General features: G+C 71.4%; 17 protein-coding genes. 5 read left to right on the forward strand and 12 right to left on the reverse strand.

Annotated features, from left to right (window positions below; translation table 11 throughout):
• Positions 1-89: 89 nt before the first annotated feature.
• Positions 90-1,994 (forward strand): glycoside hydrolase family 3 protein, encoded by a 1,905-nt coding sequence (locus QFZ74_RS11280; protein WP_373462368.1) that lies wholly within the window; start codon positions 90-92, stop codon positions 1,992-1,994.
• A gap of 105 nt (positions 1,995-2,099) precedes the next feature.
• Here the strand turns inward: QFZ74_RS11280 and QFZ74_RS11285 are convergent, their stop codons facing one another.
• The 4 genes from QFZ74_RS11285 to QFZ74_RS11300 all read right to left on the reverse strand — a co-directional run bounded on the left by QFZ74_RS11285 (position 2,100) and on the right by QFZ74_RS11300 (position 8,798).
• Positions 2,100-3,536 (reverse strand): S28 family serine protease, encoded by a 1,437-nt coding sequence (locus QFZ74_RS11285; protein ID WP_307620675.1) that lies wholly within the window; start codon positions 3,534-3,536, stop codon positions 2,100-2,102.
• A 90-nt stretch (positions 3,537-3,626) separates the two neighbouring features.
• Entirely contained in the window at positions 3,627-4,019 is a 393-nt protein-coding gene (locus QFZ74_RS11290; protein ID WP_307620676.1) for a hypothetical protein, read from the reverse strand.
• A gap of 95 nt (positions 4,020-4,114) precedes the next feature.
• Positions 4,115-7,843 carry an ABC transporter ATP-binding protein gene (locus QFZ74_RS11295; RefSeq protein WP_307620677.1) on the reverse strand — a complete coding sequence of 1,243 codons (3,729 nt, stop codon included), beginning with the start codon at positions 7,841-7,843 and terminating at the stop codon, positions 4,115-4,117.
• Positions 7,844-7,946: 103 nt separating this feature from the next.
• Positions 7,947-8,798, reverse strand: a complete 852-nt coding sequence (locus QFZ74_RS11300) for a serine hydrolase (protein ID WP_307620678.1) — start codon at positions 8,796-8,798, stop codon at positions 7,947-7,949.
• A 228-nt stretch (positions 8,799-9,026) separates the two neighbouring features.
• Between QFZ74_RS11300 and QFZ74_RS11305 the strand changes: the two genes are divergently transcribed.
• Positions 9,027-9,431 carry a peptidase inhibitor family I36 protein gene (locus QFZ74_RS11305; RefSeq protein ID WP_307620679.1) on the forward strand — a complete coding sequence of 135 codons (405 nt, stop codon included), beginning with the start codon at positions 9,027-9,029 and terminating at the stop codon, positions 9,429-9,431.
• A 139-nt stretch (positions 9,432-9,570) separates the two neighbouring features.
• Positions 9,571-10,704, forward strand: a complete 1,134-nt coding sequence (locus tag QFZ74_RS11310) for a hypothetical protein (RefSeq protein ID WP_307620680.1) — start codon at positions 9,571-9,573, stop codon at positions 10,702-10,704.
• A gap of 295 nt (positions 10,705-10,999) precedes the next feature.
• Here the strand turns inward: QFZ74_RS11310 and QFZ74_RS11315 are convergent, their stop codons facing one another.
• The 3 genes from QFZ74_RS11315 to QFZ74_RS11325 all read right to left on the reverse strand — a co-directional run bounded on the left by QFZ74_RS11315 (position 11,000) and on the right by QFZ74_RS11325 (position 15,194).
• Positions 11,000-12,685 (reverse strand): thiamine pyrophosphate-binding protein, encoded by a 1,686-nt coding sequence (locus QFZ74_RS11315; RefSeq protein ID WP_307620681.1) that lies wholly within the window; start codon positions 12,683-12,685, stop codon positions 11,000-11,002.
• Positions 12,682-13,659, reverse strand: coding sequence for an agmatinase (gene speB / locus QFZ74_RS11320; protein WP_307620682.1), 978 nt, complete (start codon positions 13,657-13,659; stop codon positions 12,682-12,684). The genes QFZ74_RS11315 and speB overlap by 4 nt, the downstream gene beginning before the upstream one ends.
• Positions 13,660-13,733: 74 nt before the next feature.
• Complete coding sequence (locus QFZ74_RS11325) at positions 13,734-15,194, reverse strand: sodium:solute symporter (RefSeq protein ID WP_307620683.1); 1,461 nt, start codon at positions 15,192-15,194, stop codon at positions 13,734-13,736.
• A gap of 193 nt (positions 15,195-15,387) precedes the next feature.
• On the opposite strand from QFZ74_RS11325, the gene QFZ74_RS11330 reads away from it, so the two are divergent.
• Positions 15,388-17,094, forward strand: coding sequence for a PucR family transcriptional regulator ligand-binding domain-containing protein (locus tag QFZ74_RS11330; RefSeq protein ID WP_373462369.1), 1,707 nt, complete (start codon positions 15,388-15,390; stop codon positions 17,092-17,094).
• A gap of 81 nt (positions 17,095-17,175) precedes the next feature.
• Positions 17,176-17,964 (forward strand): phosphatase, encoded by a 789-nt coding sequence (locus tag QFZ74_RS11335; protein ID WP_307620685.1) that lies wholly within the window; start codon positions 17,176-17,178, stop codon positions 17,962-17,964.
• A 95-nt stretch (positions 17,965-18,059) separates the two neighbouring features.
• Here the strand turns inward: QFZ74_RS11335 and QFZ74_RS11340 are convergent, their stop codons facing one another.
• From QFZ74_RS11340 to QFZ74_RS11360, 5 genes are all read right to left on the reverse strand, one after another.
• Positions 18,060-18,482: a hypothetical protein gene (locus QFZ74_RS11340; protein ID WP_307620686.1), complete on the reverse strand. Its 423-nt coding sequence runs from the start codon at positions 18,480-18,482 to the stop codon at positions 18,060-18,062.
• A gap of 299 nt (positions 18,483-18,781) precedes the next feature.
• Positions 18,782-19,657: an acyl-CoA thioesterase II gene (locus QFZ74_RS11345; protein WP_307620687.1), complete on the reverse strand. Its 876-nt coding sequence runs from the start codon at positions 19,655-19,657 to the stop codon at positions 18,782-18,784.
• 34 nt (positions 19,658-19,691) lie between these two features.
• Positions 19,692-20,849, reverse strand: coding sequence for an acyl-CoA dehydrogenase family protein (locus QFZ74_RS11350; RefSeq protein ID WP_307620688.1), 1,158 nt, complete (start codon positions 20,847-20,849; stop codon positions 19,692-19,694).
• Between the two features lie 113 nt (positions 20,850-20,962).
• Positions 20,963-21,547 (reverse strand): Uma2 family endonuclease, encoded by a 585-nt coding sequence (locus tag QFZ74_RS11355; protein ID WP_307624118.1) that lies wholly within the window; start codon positions 21,545-21,547, stop codon positions 20,963-20,965.
• Between the two features lie 55 nt (positions 21,548-21,602).
• Positions 21,603-22,208, reverse strand: a complete 606-nt coding sequence (locus QFZ74_RS11360; RefSeq protein WP_307620689.1) for a TetR/AcrR family transcriptional regulator — start codon at positions 22,206-22,208, stop codon at positions 21,603-21,605.
• Positions 22,209-22,243: the final 35 nt, after the last annotated feature.

The raw sequence follows: 22,243 nt of genomic DNA on the forward strand, positions 1-22,243 counted from the left end.
TGTGCGGTCCCTTGACGGAAAGAAACTTCCCGGATATTGGTGACACCTCGGAAGTTTCCTTCAGCGGTTCTCCTCCGGAAGGAGCGCACGTGCAGGACAGCAGCACGGGAAGATCGGGAACATCGGGTAGATCGGGAAGCTCGGATCAGCCCCAGGCGCGGCCCCACGCGCGGCCGTCCCGGCGGGCCGTTCTCGCCGCGACCGCGACCGTCGGCGTCACCGCCGCACTGGCGGGCGGCGGCGGAACCGCGTACGCCGGCACCGACGCCCCCACCGACGCCGCCCAGGCCGACCGCAGGCTCCAGGCCCTCATCTCCCGCATGACGCTCGAGGAGAAGGTCGGCCAGCTCTTCGTGATGCGGGTGTACGGGCACTCCGCCACCGACCCCGACCAGGCCGACATCGACGCCAACCTCAGCGAGATCGGCGTACGCACCGCGGCCGAGCTGATCGCCAAGTACCGCGTCGGCGGCATCATCTACTTCACCTGGGCCCACAACACCCGGAACCCGCACCAGATCGCCGCCCTGTCCAACGGCATCCAACAGGCCTCGCTCGACCTGCCCCGCGGGCTGCCCCTGCTCATCGCCACCGACCAGGAGCACGGCATCGTCTGCCGGGTCGGCAGGCCCGCCACCCTCTTCCCGGGCGCGATGGCCATGGGCGCGGGCGGATCGCGCGGCGACGCCCGCACCCTCGGCCGGATCTCCGGCGCCGAGCTGCGCGCGATCGGCATCAACCAGGACTACTCCCCCGACGCCGACGTGAACGTCAACCCGGCCAACCCGGTCATCGGCGTCCGGTCCTTCGGCGCCGACCCGGAGGCGGTCGCCGGTCTGGTGGCCGCCGAGGTGAAGGGCTACCAGGCCTCCGGCGTCGCGGCCACCGCCAAGCACTTCCCCGGACACGGCGACACGGCCGTCGACAGCCACTTCGGCTTCCCGGTCATCACGCACAGCCGGGAGCTGTGGGAGGAGCTGGACGCCGTGCCCTTCCGGGCCGCGATCCGGTCCGGCATCGACTCGATCATGACGGCCCACATCCAGTTCCCGGCCCTGGACGACGCCGGCGACCCGGCGACCCTCTCCCACCCGATCCTCACCGGCATCCTGCGCGGCGAACTGGGCTACGACGGCGTCGTGGTGACCGACTCCCTCGGTATGGAGGGCGTGCGCACCAAGTACGGCGACGACCGGGTGCCGGTGCTCGCCCTGAAGGCGGGCGTCGACCAGCTCCTCAACCCGCCGAAGCTGGACGTGGCGTGGAACGCCGTCCTGAACGCGGTGCGCGGCGGCGAGCTCACCGAGGCCCGGCTCGACGAGTCCCTCCTGCGCATCCTGCGCCTCAAGGCGAAGCTCGGACTCCTCCAGGACCCGTACGCCGACGAGGCCGCCGTCGACCGCAGGGTCGGCACGGACGAACACCTCGCGGCGGCCGACCGGATCGCCGAGCGCACGACGACACTGCTGGTCAACGAGGGCGGCATCCTGCCGCTGTCCCGCCGTACGCACACCAAGGTGCTGGTCGTCGGCGCCGACCCGGCCTCCCCGTCGGGTACGACCGGCCCGCCCACCGGCGTTCTGGCCGGCGCACTCACCGAACTGGGCTTCGCGGCCACGGCCCTGTCGACCGGCACGGCTCCCTCGGCCGCCACCATCGCCAAGGCGGTCGCGGCCGCGCAGAACGCGGACGCGGTGGTCGTGGGGACGTACAACCTCACGGCGAGCAGCAGCCAGAAGACGCTCGTGCGGCAACTCCTCGCCACTGGCAAGCCGTTGGTGGCCGTGGCCATCAGGAACCCGTACGACGTGGCCCAACTGGGCGAGGTCCGCGGCTACCTGGCGTCCTACTCCTGGACCGACGTCGAACTGCGCGCCGCGGCCCGGGTGATCGCCGGGCAGGTGGACCCGCAGGGCACGCTGCCGGTGCCGGTGCAGCGGGCGGACGATCCGACCCAGGTGCTGTACCCCGTCGGCCACGGGCTGTCGTACTGACGGTACGCAACGCGTACGCACCGCATCGGGCGTCGCGCCCGCCCGCTGCGATGAGCGGACGGGCGCGGCCCCCGGTACCTCAACTGCCTTACGGCAGCGGCCGGATCACGGACGCAGCGCCTGCTCCCGCTCCACGTCCCGTACGTCCAGCCGGGCGTCGTGACGTGCCAGCGGCTTCGCCGCAGACGGGTCGGCCTGGACGGCCGCGGAGGCGACACCGGCCCACTCAAGGATCCGCGCGGTGGCGAGCGCCTTCTCGTCGGGGACCAGGCCCGCCACGTTCGCGCCGTGGTTCATTCCGGGCGCGGTGAAGACGTACGAGTCGCTCGCGCCGTTGCCGAGGCGGAACCGCTCGGCACCCCACGGGTCGTTCTGCCCGTAGACGTAGAGCATCTGGTGGGCGTTCTGACGCACCCACGTGTCCACGTCCCGCATCGCCGACGGCTGGAACTTCATCGGGATCGAGCGCGGGACGAAGTTCCGCGGGGGCTGGGAGCCGTACCGGATCAGCTCCTTCTCGATGTGCGGGAACTCGATCGTCGGCGCGCCCAGCTGCGTGCCCGCCTGGTAGTAGTACGGCGTGTACCGCTCCAGGCCCTGGTCGGCGTAGGCGGAGAAGCCGGAGATCGTGTCGATCGAGTCCCAGATCTCCTGGTCGGTCGCGGTCTTCGCGTCGGCCGGGATCGTGTCGCAGTCGGACAGCAGGCTGTACTGCCAGAAGCCCCAGACGTAGTCGAGGACGACGGCTTCGTAGGCGCGGTCCAGGCTGCCGACGGTGGTGAAGGTGTAGCCGTTGTCGGCGGCGTAGGCCTCGTACTTCTTCTCCAACGGCTCGCGGCGCACCAGGGCTTCGCGCTGCACCGCGTTCAGCCGGTCGCGGCACTCCTTGGTGCCGACGCTCGCGAAGAAGCGGTCGTACGCCGAGTCCTCGTCGTTGACCACGTCGTTGGGGGCGACGTAGGCAACGACGCCGTCCATGTCGCGCGGGTAGAAGCGCTCGTAGTAGGTGGCGGTCATGCCGCCCTTGGAGCCGCCGGTGGAGATCCACTTGTGGTCGTAGACCGGCTTGAGCGCCTCGAAGATGCGGTGCTGGTCGCTCGCCGCCTGCCAGATGTCGAGCTTGGACCAGTCGGCCGGGTCGGGGCGGGACGGCGTGAAGAAGCGGTACTCCATGGAGACCTGGTTGCCGTCCACGATCTGGGTGGGCTCACGGCGGCTGGGAGTGGTGGAGACGTTGTAGCCGCCGGTGTAGAAGACCGTCGGGCGGCTGACGTCCTTGTGCAGCACGGTGATCCGCTGCTGGAACGTGCCCGCCGACGGGTGCCGGTGGTCGACCGGCTGGGTGTAGTTCAGGACGAAGAAGCGGTAGCCGGTGTAGGGCTTCTCCTCGACCAGGCTCATGCCCGGGATCGCGAGGAGCCGCTCCTTGATGTCGGTGCTGCCGGTCGTGGCCTCCGGCTGGGCAGCGGTGGCCGCCCCGGCCGTGCTCAGCGTGCCTATGAGCACCGTGAGCGCGAGCAGCCATCTGAGCGCCTTGCGCATGACCCTCCCCTGTTTCCTGTGAAACACATGTGCGCCGGAAGCTATCGGAGCAACTGCCTTCACACCAGGGGGTATTGAGCTATCGGGACGTCAGCACAGGATCCAGTCCGAACTCACCGAGCCCCGCCCCACCGAGCCCTTCACGCGCACACAGCGGTGCCCGGCGTGCACCGTGACCGGTCCGGCGCGGTACGTGTACCGGCCGCTGTCCGTGACCGGGCGGCTGCCGCGGGCCTGCACGCCGACCGTCATCGGGCGCTCGCCGCCGGGCTTTGCGGGGAGGGTGACGACGCAGACGTAGCCGCCCTGCCGGTAGACGTGGACGGCGCCGGTGGAGAAGGGCAGGACGCGCACCTCGCGTCCGGCGCAGGTGCCGTCCGCCGCCGCCTGCGCACTGCCGGGTACCGCGAGCGCGAGCGCCCCGGAGGCGGCCAACACGGCCGCGGCGAGCGCCAGTCGCCGCCGTATCCCACCGCTGTCCACTGCCGCCCCTCCCGGATGACCGTATGACCGTACTGCTGTACGGACGCACGGCATGGGTCGGACGGTTGCGCGACCGCCGGAAAGCGCCCCGGCGGTCAGCGGCCGGCGCCCACCGGCTCCTCCGGTTCCGCCTGGCCGAGGAAGGTCCGCCACAGCTCGGCGTACCGGCCGCCGCGCGCGATGAGTTCGTCGTGTGTGCCGTCCTCCGCGACGCTCCCGCGGTCCATCACCACGACCCGGTCGGCCCGGGCGGCGGTGGTGAGACGGTGCGCGACCACGAGCGTTGTACGGCGGCCGGTCAGCCGGTCGGTGGCCTGGTTGACCTGGGCCTCGGTGGCCAGGTCGAGGGCTGCCGTCGCCTCGTCGAGGAGCAGCACGTCGGGGTCGACGAGCTCGGCGCGGGCGAGGGCGATGAGCTGGCGCTGGCCCGCGGAGAGGTTGCGGCCGCGCTCGGCGACCTCGTGGAGGTAGCCGCCGTCGAGCGTGGCGATCATGTCGTGCGCGCCGACCGCCCGGGCCGCGGCCTCCACCTCGGCGTCGGTGGCGTCGGGGCGGCCGTAGGCGATGGCGTCGCGGACGGTGCCGGGGAAGAGGTACGCCTCCTGCGGGACGACACCGAGGCGGTGGCGGTACGACGTCAGGTCCAGCTCCCGCAGATCCGTGCCGTCGGCGGTCACCCGGCCGCCCGTCGGGTCGTAGAACCGGGCCACCAGCTTCACCAGCGTCGACTTGCCGGCGCCGGTCTCGCCGACGAAGGCGACGGTCTGCCCAGCGGGAATCCTCAAGTCGACGGCGGTGAGCGCCTCTTCGCCGTCCCCGTACGCGAAGTGCACGTCCTCGAAGGCGATCTCGCCCTTGAGGGAGCGGACGCCTTGCGGCTTCTCGGCGGACGCGGTGGACGTCGGCTCGCGCAGCAGCTCCTGGATACGGCCGAGGGAGACGGTGGCCTGCTGGTAGCCGTCGAAGACCTGGGAGAGCTGCTGGACGGGTGCGAAGAACAGGTCGATGTAGAGCAGGTAGGCGACGAGCGCGCCGGTGGTCAGCGTGGCCGCCTCCACCCGGCCCGCGCCCGCGATCAGCACGGCGGCCGCGGCGACCGACGACAGCAGCTGCACGAACGGGAAGTAGACGGAGATCAGCCACTGGCCGCGGATACGGGCGCGCCGGTAGTCGTCGCTGCGCTCGGTGAACCGCTTCCTGCCGTCCTCCTCGCGCCGGAAGGCCTGCACGATCCGCAGCCCGGACACCGACTCCTGGAGGTCGGCGTTGACCGTGGAGACCCGCTCACGGGCGAGTTCGTACGCCTTCACGCTCGCGCGGCGGAAGAAGAAGGTCGCGACGATCAGCGGGGGCAGGGTGGCGAAGACGACCAGCGCCAGCTGCACGTCGATGACGAGCAGGACGCCCATGATGCCGAAGAAGGTGACGACCGAGACGAACGCGGTGACCAGGCCGGTCTGCAGGAAGGTCGAGAGGGCGTCGACGTCGGTCGTCATCCGCGTCATGATCCGGCCGGTCAGCTCGCGCTCGTAGTAGTCGAGGCCGAGCCGCTGGAGCTGGGCGAAGATCTTCAGGCGCAGGGCGTACAGGACGCGTTCGCCGGTGCGGCCGGTCATCCGGGTCTCGCCGATCTGCGCCGCCCACTGCACGGCGACGGCGAGCAGGGCGAGCAGGGACGCCGCCCACACCGCGCCGAGGGCGAGCCGGGTGACGCCCTGGTCGATGCCGTGCCGGATCAGCACGGGCAGCAGCAGGCCCATGCCCGCGTCCATGGCGACGAGCAGCAGGCTGATCAGCAAGGGCGCCCCGAAGCCGCGCAGCAGGCGCTTCAGGCCGTACGACACCTCGGGCCGCACCGCCTGCGCCTCGTCGACGTCGGGAGTGTCGGCGGCCGGGGGCAGCGCCTCGACCTGGGCGAGGAGCTGGGGGGTGGCGGGGGCGTCGGCGAGGGCTGCGTCCTTGGTGGACTTGGTCTCGCGGTCCCCGGTCCACAGGTGCGGGGTGACGCCGCGCTCGGCGTCGAACTCGGCGTCCAGCTCCTCGCGGACGGAGGTGTCCTCCTCGGGGACGGTGGGGGTGGCGTGGCCCGGGGAGACGCCGCCCAGCTCGTCGGGGTCGGTGAGCAGGCGGCGGTAGAGGGCGGAGCGCTCCTGGAGTTCCTCGTGGGTGCCGATGTCGGCGAGCCGGCCGGCGTCGAGGACGGCGATGCGGTCGGCGAGGTTGAGGGTGGAGCGGCGGTGGGCGATGAGCAGAGTGGTCCGGCCGCGCATGACCTGCTGGAGCGCCTCGTGGATCTCGTGCTCGACGCGGGCGTCCACGGCGGAGGTGGCGTCGTCGAGGACGAGCAGCCGCGGGTCGGTGAGCAGGGCGCGGGCGAGCGCGATGCGCTGGCGCTGGCCGCCGGAGAGGGTGAGGCCGTGCTCGCCGACCGTGGTGTCGTAGCCGTCGGGCAGCTCGGCGATGAAACGGTCCGCCTGGGCGGCGCGGGCGGCGGCCTCGATCTGCTCCTGGGTCGCGTCGGGGCGGCCGTAGGCGATGTTGGCGCGCACGGTGTCGGAGAAGAGGAAGGAGTCCTCGGGGACCAGGCCGATCGCGGCCCGCAGCGAGTCGAGGGTCAGCTCGCGCACGTCGTGGCCGCCGATGAGGACGGCGCCGTGGGTGACGTCGTAGAAGCGCGGCAGGAGGAGGGAGACCGTGGACTTGCCGGAGCCGGAGGAGCCGACGACCGCGAGGGTCTCGCCGGGGCGGATCTCGAAGCTGAGCCCTTCGAGGACGGGGCGCCGGTCGTCGTACCCGAAGGACACGTCGTCGAACTCGACGGTCGCGGGTGCGTCGGCGGGAAGGGTCTTGGTCCCCTCTTCGAGCGTGGGCTCGGTGTCGATCAGCTCCAGGACGCGCTCGGAGCCGGCGCGGGCCTGCTGGCCGACGGTGAGCACCATGGCGAGCATCCGGACGGGGCCGACGAGCTGGGCGAGGTAGGTGGAGAAGGCGACGAAGGTGCCGAGCGTGATGTGCCCCTGGACGGCGAGCCAGCCGCCGAGCGCCAGCATGGCGACCTGGCCGAGGGCGGGTACGGCCTGGAGGGCCGGGGTGTACTTGCTGGTCAGACGGATGGTGCGCAGCCGCCCGGCGTACAGCCGCCGGCCGACCTCCCTGAGCTTCCCGGTCTCCTGCTCCTCCTGCCCGAAGCCCTTGACCACGCGTACGCCGCTGACGGCACCGTCGACCACGCCCGCGACGGCGGCGGCCTGGGCCTGGGCGTACCAGGTGGCGGGGTGGAGCTTGGCGCGGCTGCGCCTGGCGATCCACCACAGGGCCGGGGCCACGGCCAGGGCGACCAGGGTCAGCGGCAGCGACAGCCAGGACATGATCACCAGGGAGATCAGGAAGAGCAGGACGTTGCCGATGGTCATCGGCAGCATGAAGAGCAGGCCCTGGATGAGCTGGAGGTCGCTGGTGGCACGGCCGACGACCTGGCCGGTGGACAGCTCGTCCTGACGGCGGCCGTCGAGCCGGGTGATCGTGGCGTACATCGCCGTGCGCAGGTCGTGCTGGACGTCGAGGGCGAGGCGGCCGCCGTAGTAGCGGCGGATGTAGGTAAGGACGTAGACGAGGACGGCGGCGCCGAGCAGGAGGCCCGCCCAGGGGGCCATGGCCCGGGTGTGGTGGCCGATCACGTCGTCGATGATCACCTTGGTGATCAGCGGGACCAGGGCCATGACGGCCATGCCCGCGAGGGAGGAGCCGAGGGCCAGGACGACGTCCTTGGGATAGCGCCAGGCGTAGCCCGCCAGCCGTCGTGCCCATCCCCGTTGCGCTGCCACTCCGGTGCCTTCCGTCGGTCCTGACCTCTGTCCTGATCTTCCGGAAGGCACCAACGCCGTGGGCGGCGGATTTCATCCCGCCGCAACAGACGGTGGGGCCACGTCAGGCCGCCAGGTCCCGGTGGATGACCTTGGCGACGCCCTGGATGGTGTTGATCCCGTAGCTCATCGTGCTGTTCCCGTGGGTCAGCACGGTGATCATGTAGTCGTGGCCGTTGCCGTTGAACGTGCCGACGCTGTGCACCCGCCAGCCGTGGGTGGAGCGCTGCAGCCAGCCGTTCTTGACGTGGACGGCGACACCGGATGGGGCGCCGTACGGGGTGCCCCAGCGCTGGGACGAGATGACCTGGCCCATGAGCTTGAGGATGTAGGCACGCGAGTTGTCGCTGAGCACGGCGTTTCTCGCGGTGATCAGCTTCAGCAGCTTCTGCTCGTCGGTGACCGTGATCTGGGTCAGCCCCCAGTAGCCGTTGGCGCCGGGGATCGTCTGTGTCATCCCTGCGTCACTCAGGAAGCCCCTGATCTTCGTCAGACCCAGCTGCTTCCACAGCGTGCTGGTCGCGGTGTTGTCCGACTGGGTGATCATCGCTTTGGCGAGCGAGACCTCGCGGTCGGTCAGGTACCGGTTGTGCTTCTTCGCGTCCCACAGCAGCGTGGCAAGGACGGTGACCTTGACGACGCTGGCGGAGTCGTAGGCGGTGGTGGAGCGCAGGGTGCAGGTGGTGTTCGTGGTGCGGTCGTAGAGGCCGACGGCGATGGTGCCGGCCCGGCTTGCGAGGGCGGCCGTGATGTCGGTCCTCAGCTTGTCGGCGAGGCCGGCCCTGGCCGACGTACAGCTGACGGCGGGCGCCGTGGCCGCGACGGCGGGCGAGGCCGCCGCCACCCCCGACACGAGCACGCCCGCGACGATGCCGGCGCCGAGCACCCGGGTGCGCCCGGATATCCGGTGAGTCATGGAGGTTCCCCATTCCGTTGGACGACGTCGAGCGGCCGGTGGGGACGCTCGCTCTCCTGACTCGCCGAGCTGGCCGAAAGTTGTACAGGAGTTCGCGCGACGGGGGCGGGGCGGGGCGGGCAGCGACCGGTGCGACTAGTTCGCTCACGCAGGTGATGTCGATCTTCGGCCCGGGCGTGTCCGCACGTCAGGTCGGCAGCATGGGGACATCTCGGCGGATCGGCCGGGATGTCCCAACTCCCCCTCCTGGAGAGTTCGATGAAGCTGCGTTCCTGGTCCCTCGGTGCCGCGCTCGCCCTGACCGCCCTGCTCCTGCCCGCCCACGCGGCCTCCGCCCAGGCCGCCCCGCCTCCGTGTCCCGACGGTTCGGTGTGCTTCTGGAGCGGGGAGGGATTCTCAGGGAGCTACTGGGAGTGGACCGCCCGCAGCGGCTACCGCGACATGCCGCCCAGCCTCCACGACCACGTCGGCTCCGCCGTCGCGAGCACCCGGGCCTGCTTCATCAACTGGTCCCCCCTCGAGAAGCGCGACGTCTTCAACGGCGACTGGCGCCTCCCGCTACCTCGGCGACTTCGGCGGCCGGATCGACGGGGTGGGTCCGGGCGTCTGCTGAGCCGCGCCACCATCGACTGACGCGCGCCGCCGCCCGATCCGCCCGCGCCAGACGGGTCGGGCGGCGGCTGCCTCCCGCCCCAGGGGGGCGTCGAAACTTGTCCAGGACTTGAATTGACGGCGGATCACCTTCAACAGCGCGCCCGTTACATTCCCGCTCATGAAGATGAACCTGACCCGCCGAAGCCTGATACGCGGCGGCACCGGCCTCGCCGCAGGCGCCGCCGCCGTGATGGCGCTGCCCGCCCCCGCCGCCTCCGCCGCCCCGGTGAACCCGGCGAGCATCCCTACGGGCGCGCCCCTGATCGATGTCGCCGACGGCTCCACCCGCTGGCTGGGCGGCGTCACCAACCAGGACACCTCGACCACCCTCCAGGGCATCGCCTTCGACTCGGTCAACGGTCACCTCTACACGCTCCAGATCGCGGGCGCGAGCCAGGTCGCCTACCTCCGCTCGGGCAGCCAGGTCGCGGTGACGTCGTCGATCGGCGCCCCTGACCACGACACCTCGGGCGACCTCTGCCTGACCCGCCACGACCTGGCCACCGGCGCCGTCACCGGCTACGTGTACCTGCTGGGCTTCGGCCACGGCGTCTCCCTGGGCATCGAGCCGGCGAACGGCAGCACGCCTGCCTACGTCTGGACCGAGGCGGGCGCGGGCCAGAGCGGCTACGGCCAGGAGTTCGTCCGCTTCCCGTTCGCCAACCAGACCGTGCTGTGGACCAGCCACCCGGCCGTCCAGCGCTTCGGCTCCCCGGACCCGGCGGCGACCTCGATGACCCCGTCGGTGGACGTGGACCACAACATCCTGCTGATCCGCTACGCGATGGGCTCGGACCACTGGTTCGCGGCCTACGACCTGTCCGCCGCCATCGCCACGGCAAACACCGGCACGCTGCCCGCTCCGCTGGCCCAGATCCAGCAGCCGCCGCTGTACAAGTACGACGCCAACGGCACGCCGACCAGCACCCCGGCGACCTTCCAGGGCTTCACCTCGTACGGTCAGTACGCCTACATGCTCGACGGCGACCCCCGCATCAGCACCCCTTCGGGGACCCTGACCGGCGTCGACAAGTGGGCGATCCACACGACGTCGTTCGACCTGAACGGGACGCAGAACGACCCGACCACCGGGTACATCAAGAGCACCCACTCCGAGGCCGACGCCGCCGCCGACCCCCGCGAGCCGGAGGGCATGGCCATCCACACCGGAAGCGGCGCCCCGCGCCTGTGCTTCGGCATCACCAACAACGCTGGTTCCACGCGCCAGTTCGACCTGTACTACAAGGTCTGAGCGGGCCGGAGTCTCCGAGGACAGCGGCGCCCACCCCTCGCTTCACTCACCGTGGTGTGGTCGCCGCTGCCACGAACATCGGCACTGCCACGAAGAGCCGGTCGGCCTCAGCCCGCTCCCGCTGACCGGCGATCCAGCCGTCCGTCTGTTCGCGGGTGAGCGCCGGTGGTGCGGGCCGCTTGGACCAGTCCGGCGAGCAAGGGCAAGCAAGTCGACCCGGTGAACACACCCGTGTGCACGTTCAGCTCCACGACCCGCCCCTCGGCGCCGAAGGCAGTGCGCGAATCAACACACCTCAGCCCAGGTGCGTCGGCGCGAACATCCGCAAGAGTGCCGGGAGTACGACCACCGACGGGCCCGGGGAGGCCAGGGCCTTCGCCAGGTCGGCCTCCAGGGCCTCCGGGGTCGTACGGATTCCCGGGACGCCGAAGGATTCGGCGAGGGCTACGTAGTCGGGGCGGGTCAGCTCCGTTGCCGTTGCCTGGCCGAAGGCGTCGGTCATGTATTCGCGGAGGATGCCGTAGCCGCCGTCGTCGATGATCAGCCAGGTCACCGGGAGTTCGTACTGCTTCGCCGTTGCCAGTTCGGCGATCGAGTACAGGGCTCCGCCGTCGCCGGAGACCGCCAGGACCGGGTGGGCCGGGTCGGCGGCGGCCGCGCCGAGCGCCGCCGGGAAGCCGTAGCCGAGGCCGCCGGCGCCCTGGGCCGAGTGCATGGTGTTGGCGCCCCGGGGGTCGAAGGCCGACCAGGCCCAGTAGGCGAGGATGGTCATGTCCCAGAACGACGGGGAGTCGGCGGGCAGGGCTCGGCGGACGGCCGTCAACACGTCCTGCTCCAGGGTGAGTTCCTGGGAGGCGATCCGGTCGGCGACCTTCGCGAGGACCGCGCGTACACGCTCCGGGGCCGACTCGTCGACGCGCTCCTCCACCGTCTCCAGCAGGGCCTGGAGCGCGAGCCGCGCGTCGGCGTGGATGCCGAGGGCCGGGTGGTTGGACTCCAGCTTGCCGAGGTCGGCCTCGATCTGGATGACCCGGCCCCGGGGCTTGAACGTGTGGTAGTTGGAGGAGAGTTCGCCGAGGCCCGAGCCCACCACCAGGAGGACGTCCGCCTCCTCCAGGAAGTCCGTCGTGTGCCGGTCCTCCAGCCAGGACTGGAGCGAGAGCAGGTGCTCCCAGGGGAAAGCGCCCTTGCCGCCGAAGGTCGTCACGACCGGGGCGTTCAGCTTCTCGGCCAGTTGCAGCAGCTTGCCCGACGCGTCCGCTCGTACCACTCCGCCGCCCGCGATGATCGCGGGCCTTTCCGCACGTGACAGCAAGTCGGCGGCCACCGCGGTCAGTTCGGGGCGCGGGGCCAGGTCCTCCGGGGCCGCGTCCACCGCCGTCACCACCGGCAGCGCGGTCGGAGCAAGCAGCACGTCCTGCGGGATCTCCACCCACACCGGGCCGTGCGGAGCGGTCAGCGCCGACTTCCAGGCGGCCGCCAGAGCGGACGGGATCTGTGACTGGGTGCGGACGGTGTGGACCGACTTCACCACGCCCCGGAACGAGGCCGACTGGTCCGGGAGTTCGTGCAGGTAGCCGTGGCGGCCGCCGCCCAGACCGGCCGTCGGGATCTGGCTGCTGATCGCCAGCACCGGGGCGGAGGCGGAAGCCGCCTCCTGGAGGGCCGCCAGCGAGGTCAGGGCGCCCGGGCCCGTGGAGAGGAGCAGCGGCGCCGCCTGGCCGGTGATCCGGCCGTACGCGTCCGCCGCGAAGCCCGCGTTGTTCTCCACGCGCAGGCCCACATAGCGGAGAGAGGAGCGACGCAGCGCGTCGAACATTCCCAGCGCGTGCTGGCCGGGCAGGCCGAAGACCGTCGTCGCGCCCAGCCCGGCCAGGGTCTCCACGACCAGGTCTCCGCCGTTGCGGCCGGAGGGAGGGTTCAGAGCAGCGGAGATCTGCGCCTCCGTCGGGCGGAGCACCAGGTCGTGGTCGTGGGTCACTTCGAGCGAGCCTCTGCAATCTGGCGGGACATGATGGTGGTCAGCTCGTACGCCGTGTGGGAGGCCGCCACCGACGTGATCTCGGCGTGGTCGTACGCGGGGGCGACCTCGACGACGTCCGCCGAGACGAGGTTGCAGCCGGCCAGGCCGCGCAGGATCTCCAGCAGCTCCCGCGAGGTCATGCCGCCCGCCTCCGGCGTACCGGTGCCGGGGGCGTGCGCCGGGTCGAGGCAGTCGATGTCGATGGAGATGTACAGCGGGCGGTCGCCGATGCGCTGGCGCAGCTGGTCGGCGACCTCGTCGGCGCCGCGGCGGTAGACGTCGGCGGAGGTGACGATGCCGAAGCCCATCTTCTCGTCGTCGGTGAGGTCCTGCTTGCCGTACAGCGGGCCGCGGGTGCCGACGTGGGAGAGGGCCGAGGTGTCGAGGATGCCCTCCTCCACCGCGCGGCGGAATGGCGTCCCGTGCGTGTACTCGGCGCCGAAGTACGTGTCCCACGTGTCGAGGTGGGCGTCGAAGTGCAGGAGCGCCACCGGGCCGTGCTTCTTGGCCACCGAGCGCAGCAGCGGCAGGGCGATCGTGTGGTCGCCGCCCAGGGTCATCAGGCGCGCGCCCGTGCCGAGGAGGTCGTCCGCCGCCGCCTCGATGGTCTCCACGGCCTCGTTGATGTTGAACGGGTTCGCCGCGATGTCGCCGGCGTCCGCGACCTGGGCGAGCGCGAACGGGGAGGCGTCCTGCGCGGGGTTGTACGGGCGCAGCAGCCGGGACGCCTCGCGGATGGCGTTGCCGCCGAAGCGGGCGCCCGGCCGGTACGAGACGCCGGAGTCGAACGGCACGCCCACCACGGCGACGTCGGCCGTGCCGACCTCGTCGAGGCGCGGCAGCCGCGCGAAGGTGGCGGGGCCCGCGTACCGCGGGACGCGGGACGAGTCGACGGGACCGACGGGACCGCGAGGCGTCTCGTTGCTGCTCATGCTGGATTGCCTTCTTTCATGCGCTTCGTCGCGGATGAGGTGGATGCGCTGGATGCACTGCTTGTCGTACGACTCTACTGGTGAGCCGGGACGGGTTCGGACGCGAGTTCGGTGGACCGTCCGGCGAGGCGCTCGCGCCAGGCGGAGAGGACGGCGGCGTCGGTCGGCTTCGTCGCCAGTGAGACGGCGACGTAGGCGGCGAGGGAGGACAGGAGGCCGTAGTAGACGGGCTCGTTGGCGAGGATGCCGTACGTCGCCATGAGGCCGATGACCGCGAGGCCGCCGACGATCACCGAGGCGAGGGCGCCCTGCACGGTGCCCCGCTTCCACAGCAGTCCGCCGAGGATCGGGACGAGGAGCCCGCCGACGAGGAGGTTGTACGCCACGGTCAGCGCCTCGACGACGTTGTTCAGCGCGATGGCGGTGCCGATCACGGCGAGACCCATGATGAGGATGAAGGCCCGGTTGCCCTTGACCTCGTCGTGCGCGTCCTCGGAGCGGTGCGCGACGCCCCGCAGCCGCGACCAGATGTCGTTGTTGGCGACGGTGGCGCAGGCGATCAGGGCGCCGGAGGAGGTGGACATCACGGCGGCCAGCGCGGCGGCGAGCACCAACCCGCGGACGCCGATGGGCAGTTCGTCCTTGACGATGGTGGCGAAGGCGTCGTCGGGGCTGCTCAGCTTGGGGTAGAGGACCTTGGCGGCGGTGCCGATGACGGAGCCGGCGACGGCGTACGCCAGGCAGTAGGTGCCCGCGACCGTGCCGCCCCACTTGGCGGTCTTGTCACCGCGCGCGGTGAACACCCGCTGCCAGATGTCCTGACCGATGAGCATGCCGAAGGTGTAGATCAGCACGTAGGTGAAGATCGTCTCGCCGCCGATGCCCAGCGGGTCGAAGTACTCGGTGGGCAGCTTGGCCTTCATCTCGGAGAAGCCGCCCGCCTTGACGACCGCGATCGGCAGGAGCAGCAGGAGCACGCCGATCGTCTTGACGACGAACTGCACCATGTCGGTGAGGGTGATCGACCACATGCCGCCGAGCGTGGAGTAGGCGACGACGATGGAACCGCCGAGGATGATCGCGACGGTGCGGTTCATGTCGAACAGGACGTCGAAGATCGTGGCGTACGCGATGGTCGAGGTGACCGCGAGCATGAGGGTGTACGCCCACATGACCACGCCGGAGATGACGCCGGCCCGTCCGCCGTAGCGCAGGTCGAGCATCTCGGAGACGGTGTAGACCTTCAGGCGCGCGATGCGGGCGGAGAAGAAGACCGACAGCGCGAGCAGGCCGAGGCCGATGGTGAAGACCATCCAGGCGCCGGAGAGTCCGTACTGGTAGCCGAGGCCGACTCCACCGATGGTGGACGCGCCGCCGAGGACGATCGCGGCCATGGTGCCGGAGTACATGACGGGACCGAGCCGCCGTCCGGCGACCAGGAACTCGCTCTTGGACTTGGCGCGGCGCATGCCCCACCAGCCCATGGCCAGCATCCCGGCCAGATAGACGACGATCACTGCATAGTCGACGGCCATAGGGGCCCTCCTTCGCGCACATCGGTGGCGTGTCGTGCAGAAACGGGGGGTGGCGACGTCGGCAGCGGCTCGCGGGGACATCCGCCCGTACCCGCGGGCTGCCGGACAGGACTTGACCCTAGGTGGCCGGAAAGCGACTGCGAAGTGTACGTTTCATCCATTCCAGCGGCACAGGATGGAGGGATCGCACACCATGCCGGACTCCCCTGCGCCGATCGCCCCGGCCGTCCCGCCGACCCCACCGGTCCCCTTGGCGGCCCTGCTGGCCCGCGAGGACCTGGGCCTGAGGCAGATCGCGGGCCCCGCCGGCCCGGACACGGTCGTCCACTGGGCGCACACCTCGGAGATGGCCGACCCCTACCCCTACCTGCTGGGCGGCGAGCTGCTGCTGACGGCGGGCGTCCACGTCCCGCGGTCCGCGGACCCGGCGCACTACTTCGACACCTACGTCTCCCGGATCATGGCGGCGGGCGGCGCGGCCCTCGGCTTCGGCCTGGCGCCGGTGCACGACACGGTGCCGCGCGCCCTGGTCGCCGCCTGCGACGCCCACGGCCTGCCGCTCCTGGAGGTGCCGCCCCGGACGACCTTCTCGGGGGTGGCCCGCGCCGTCTGGCAGCTCATGGCCCAGGCCCGGCTGGCCGAGCTGCGCCGGGTCACCGAGGCCCAGCAGAGCCTCGCGGCCGCCGCCTCCAGCCCCGATCCGGTCCCCTCCGTGCTGCGCAGGCTCGCCCAACGGATCGGCGGCTGGGCCGCGCTGTACGGCCCGGACGGCACCCCGATCGCGACCGCGGGCCGCGCACCGGAGGACGGCGTGCGGACGGCGCTGGAGGACCTGACGCGCGTCGTCCGCCCGCTGCCCGACGACGACCGCCCGATGACCGACACTCCCCACCCGATGGCCAACGGCCCCCGCCCACCGGCCGACGCCCCCCAGTCGATGGCGGCCGGCCCCCGCCCACCGGCCAACGCAACCCACCCGCTGCCCGCCGGCCCCCGCCCGCCGGCCAACGACCCCCGGCCGATGGCCGACGCCCCCCAGTCGATGGCGGCCGGCCCCCGCCCAGGTCCGGAGCGGCCCCGGCGCGAGACGCCGCCCTCCTCGGCCACCGACACCCACGCGGCGGCCCACCTCGCCGCATACGCCCTCGGCGCCGGGCACGGCTTCGTGCTCGGGGTCGCCGCGCCCGGGCGCGAGTCCGGCGACCACACCATCGCGTCCGTCGCCTCGGTGCTGCTGTCGCTGCTCACCGGCGAGCACCAGAGCGGGGCCGGGGCCGCGCGGTCGTCGGCGCTGGTACGGCTGCTGCTGGGCGAGGGACCGCAGGAGGTGGCACCGCTGCTCGGCAGGGGGCGCTGGGTCGTGGTGCACGCCCGGCCGGACGCCCAGGTCCCCGACACGGTCGCCGCCTCCGCGCTCGGGGCCGCACTCGGCTCGGCGCTGGTGGACCTCGCGGGCGATGTCGTACGGGTGCTCGTGCCGGCCGACCGCGAGCCGGACCCGCAGCCGGGGTGGACGCTCGGGGTCAGCGACGCCGTCGCCCCGGGCGAGTGGCCGTCGGCCGACGCCCAGGCGGCGCGCGCCCTGGCCCGCGCCCGGGCGACCCGGACCACCCTGGTCCGGCACGGCACCCGGGCCGGACTCGACGAACTGGTCCCCCGCGCGGAGGCCGAGGCCCACGCCCGTGCCCTGCTCGCCCCGCTCGCCGCCACCCCGGCCCTCGCCGAGACCCTGCGCACCTGGCTGTCCCTGCACGGCAGTTGGGACCGTACGGCCGTCGCTCTCGCCGTCCACCGCAACACGGTCCGTCAACGCATCGGCCGGTGCGCGTCCTTGCTGGGCGTCGACCTCGACGACCCCGACGTCCGCATGGAGCTGTGGTTCGCGCTGCGGCACGGGTGAGCGGCCGGCCTCGGCGGTGAGCCGTACGCCTGACTCGGTCAATCACTGCCCGGCACGACGAGCAGCGGCACAATGGGAAGCATGCCGATACCCGGGACACCCAGCCGCGCCGAGCTCGTCGACCACCTCGTGAGGACCCGCATCGCGGGTGAGGTCGCCACGCCCCGCGAGAACAACCTCGCCCACTACCGCAGGCTGGCCAACGGCGACCGCCAGTTCTGGTTCGGCCTGGAGCTGGGGGAGCGCTGGAGCGACGAGCAGGACGTGCTCGCGGTGATGGCGGAGCGGGTCGGGGTCAGCGACGATCCCGGGCACCGGCACGGACAGGACACCATCGACCCGGAGTTGACGGTCGACGCCCTGGAGCGGATGGCCCGGCGGCTGCGCAAGGCGGCCGACGGGCAGCAGCGGGTGCTGTTCGCCACCGGCCATCCGGGCGGTCTGCTCGACGTGCACCGGGCGACGGCCGCCGCGCTGCGCGCCGCCGGCTGCGAGATCGTGGTGGTCCCGGACGGGCTGCAGACACAGGAGGGTTACGTCATGCAGTTCGCGGACGTGGCGGTGCTGGAGCACGGCGCCACGCTGTGGCACACCCATTCCGGAGAGCCGATGCGGGCCGTCCTGACGGGACTTGAGCGGGCGGGGCGTCCACTGCCCGACCTGGTCGTCGCCGACCACGGCTGGGCCGGGTACGCCGGGCAGCACGGCGTCGACTCCGTCGGCTACGCCGACAGCAACGATCCGGCGCTGTTCCTCGCCGAGTCGGAGGGCACCGTCCAGGTGGTGGTGCCGCTCGACGACCATGTGCTCAGCCCGCGCTACTACGACCCGATGACGGCGTTCCTGCTGGCGGAGGCGGGCCTGGCGTAAGGGAGTTCACGGCTGGGCGCCCCTCCAAACGCCGCGATGTGCGGCCCGTTGACGGAACCGCACATCGTGCCTTGCCTGTTGTCGGATCACCTGGCTCAGTGGCCGCCACCGCCGTGACCGCCACCACCACCGTGACCGCCACCACCACCGTGACCGCCACCACCGTGACCGCCGCCACCGTGACCGCCGCCACCGTGACCGCCGCCATGGCCGCCACCGTGACCGCCGCCATGGCCGTTGCCATGGCCGTTGCCATGGCCACCGTCGTGGCCATTGCCGTGACCGCCGCGGCCGTCGTGGTCGCCGTTGCCGTAGCCGTCGTGACCACGACCGTGACCGTTACCCCAGTCGCAGTCGTCGTCGCCCCAGCCATGGTTGTCGTAGCAACTGCTGTGGCTGCCGTGGTCGTAGGACGAGGTGGCGGATGCGGTGCCCGCTGTGCCGATCGCGATACCACCCGCGGCCATCAGACCGGCGGCGGTCACCGCGAAGAGGCGCTTCGCGCGTTGTGCTCGCATGGGAAATTACCTTTCGTTCCATCGGCTCCCGCGCCTCCTGGAACAGAAGGTCGCGCGAGGATGGCCGTTGCCGCACGGGGAAGTGTGCGGAACGGTCTAGGCGTACCGCGTATTCATGTGAAGCACGGGCTCGACCGCCGACGCCACCAAGCCGCCCGCATGGGTCGTGGGCGAGCGCTGCGGCCTTGTCCAGGCGTACCGGAACTGATCGGCCGGGTGTGCCGTGCCTGCGGCTTTCACTCCAAGAGCCTAGTCCGGCAGCGGCTACTCGCAACCCGGGCGTCACAAGGGCCACATGTTCACCGGGGGACCCGGACCACGCCCTCCTGGATCACCGAGACGGCGAGCCTTCCGTCCCGGGTGTAGATGCGCGCCTGACCGAGTCCGCGGCCGCCCGAGGCCGACGGCGACTCCTGGTCGTAGAGCAGCCATTCGTCGGCGCGGAAGGGGCGGTGAAACCACATGGCGTGGTCCAGCGAGGCCCCGACGACGTCGCCGACGGCCCAGCCGCCGCGGCCGTGCGCGAGCAGGATCGAGTCGAGCAGCGTCATGTCGGAGACGTAGGTGGCGAGGACGACGTGCAGCAGCGGTTCGTCAATCGCGCCGTCCAGCTTGCCGTTGGCGCGGAACCACACCTGGGAGTGCGGCTCGCGCGGCTCGCCGAACTGCCCGTACGGCGGCTCGTCGACGTAGCGCAGGTCGACCGCCTCGCGTGCCTCGAGGAACTTCTCGACGACGTCGGGGGCGAGGTGGTCGTAGCCGCGCAGCCGCTCCGCGCCGGTGGGCAGCGTCTCCGGGTCCGGGGCGGCGGGCATCGGGGCCTGGTGCTCCAGCCCTTCCTCGTACGTCTGGAAGGACGCCGAGAGATGGAAGATGGGATGCCCGTGCTGGACCGCGACGACGCGCCGGGTGGTGAAGGAACGGCCGTCGCGGATGCGGTCGACGGTGTAGACGATGGGCGCGCCCGGGTCGCCGGGACGCAGGAAGTACGCGTGGAGGGAATGGGCGAGCCGGTCGGCGGGGACCGTGCGCCCGGCCGCGACCAGCGCCTGCGCGGCCACCTGTCCGCCGAAGACGCGCGGGATGACGGCGGACCGGGACTGGCCGCGGAACATGTCCTGCTCGAGCTGCTCCAGATCGAGCAGCTCAAGCAGGGATTGCAGTGCCTTACTCATGAGTCAGTTCTATCGCGCGAAGATGTCGCGGACTTTACAGACCCATGTCCTTGGCGATGATCGTCTTCATGATCTCGCTCGTGCCGCCGTAGATGCGGTTGACGCGGTTGTCCGCGTACAGGCGCGCGATCGGGTACTCGTTCATGAAGCCGTAGCCGCCGTGCAGCTGGAGGCAGCGGTCGATGACGCGGTGCGCGACCTCGGTGCAGAACAGCTTGGCGCTGGCGGCCTCGGCCGGCGTCAGCTCGCCCGCGTCGAGGGCCTCCAGGGCGCGGTCGGCGACGGCCTGGGCGGCGTCGACCTCGGCCTGACAGGCGGCCAGCTCGAACTTGGTGTTCTGGAAGGAGGCGACCGGCTTGCCGAAGACGGTGCGCTCCTGGACGTACTCCTTGGCGAACCGGACGGCCGCGGCGGCCTGCGCGTAGGCGCCGAAGGCGATGCCCCAGCGCTCGGAGGCGAGGTTGTGGCCGAGGTAGGAGAAGCCCTTGTTCTCCTCGCCGAGGAGGTCCTCGACGGGCACCTTGACGTCGACGAACGCGAGCTCGGCGGTGTCGGAGGTCTTCAGGCCGAGCTTGTCGAGCTTGCGCCCGATCGAGTAGCCCTCGGACCTGGTGTCCACGGCGAACAGCGAGATGCCGTGGCGGCGGTCCTCGGCGGTCGGCGCGGCGGTGCGGGCGCAGACGATGACGCGGTCGGCGTGGACGCCGCCGGTGATGAAGGTCTTGGACCCGTTGAGGACGTAGTGCGTGCCGTCCTCGGAGAGCTTGGCGGTGGTCTTCATGCCCGCGAGGTCGGAGCCGGTGCCCGGCTCGGTCATCGCGAGGGCCCACATCTCCTCGCCGGAGACGAACTTCGGCAGGAACCGCTTCTTCTGCTCGTCGGTGGCGAGCATCTTGATGTACGGCAGGCCGAGCAGCACGTGCACACCGGAGCCGCCGAACTGGACGCCCGCGCGCGAGGTCTCCTCGTACATCACGGCCTCGAACTTGTACGAGTCGATGCCGGCGCCGCCGTACTCCTCGTCCACGCGGATGCCGAAGACGCCGAGTTCGGCGAGCTTGTAGTAGAAGTCGCGCGGGGCCTGGCCGGCCGCGAACCACTCGTCGTAGACGGGGACGACCTCGGCCTCGATGAAGGCCCTCAGGGTCTCCCGGAACGCCTCGTGGTCCTCGTTGAACACCGTACGGCGCACCGCCGCCACCTCCACGGACTCGACATGTCTAAGCGCTTGCTCACGTCAAACTACCGGTGGGTACGCGGCATCGTCCAGAGGGGGTCGGCCGTAACGCTCGTCACGCCGGGGCGTCAACCGACGTCGTTGCCCGCCTTGCCGTAGCGGCGGAAGTCCGAGGTCTCCAGCATCCATGGGCCGAAGGGCACCAAGTCCCCGAAGATGTAGGGGTCCTTGTGCGCGTATCGCCCTTTGCACGGGTCGGAATGGTGCTCGATGACGCCGGTGCGGGGGTCGACGATCAGGTAGTGCTCGATACCCATGGCCGGGTAGTCGGCCAGCTTCTCGATGTAGTCGTTGTTCGGGTTGGACGGCGAGACGATCTCGATGACCGCGAGCACCTGCGCCGCGTCGACGGCGACACCCTCCTCGTCGAGGGCCTCCTCGGGGATGACGACCGCATCGGGAAGGCGCATGCGGCCCACCGCCGGATGCTCGATCTCGGGGCCGGTCGCACAGATGTACCCCGGGTGGGTGTTGAGCAGTTGCTCGTCCAGTTGCTTGCAGATCCGGCGAACAGTGCCCTCATGTCGCTTCGACGGGCGCATCATGGCCAGTATCGGCCCGGAAGGTCCGATCTCGACGCTCCAAGCCCCTTCGAGCTGCTCAGCGTAGGCCCCGAGCTCCACGGCGATCGCGCGCATCTTCGCGTAGTCCATGCCCATAGCCCCAGCCTACTGAGAAGCGCCCCGCCGACGGGCCCGTCGGCCCCGTTCAGCCCCCGGCCGCCCCCGCCGCCGCGAACGCCCCCCGTGCCATCCGGTGCAGCAGGGCCGCCGTCGTGCCGCGGCCCGGGAGGGTGCCGGCGCGGCCCAGGTGGGGGGTGGAGTTGAGGAGGCCGAAGACCGAGTGGACGGCCGAGCGGGCGGCCGGCTCCGTGAAGGCCGGATAGACCTCACGGACCACCTCCACCCACAGCTCGACGTACTGACGCTGGAGCTGGCGCACCAGCTTGCGGTCGCTGTCGCGCAGCCGGTCCAGCTCACGGTCGTGGAGGGTGATCAGAGGGCGGTCGTCGAGGGCGAAGTCGATGTGGCCCTCGATGAGGGAGTCGAGGACGGCCGAGGCCCCCGTCGCGCCGTCGGCCTCGGCCAGGCGGCGCTTGGCGCCGGTCAGCAACTGACCGCTGATGCCGACCAGCAGCTCCGCGAGCATCGCGTCCTTGCCCGGGAAATGGCGGTAGAGGCCGGGGCCGCTGATGCCCACCGCCGCCCCTATCTCGTCGACACCGACGCCGTGGAAGCCTCGCTCGGCGAAGAGGCGGGCCGCCTCCTTGAGGATCTGCTCGCGGCGGGTGGGGGCGTCGGTTCTGGTGGCCATGGAAGTGATTCTAGACAATGAGGTTAGCGGTCGTT

It is taken from the genome of Streptomyces sp. V3I7, assembly GCF_030817495.1.
Lineage (GTDB): Bacteria > Actinomycetota > Actinomycetes > Streptomycetales > Streptomycetaceae > Streptomyces.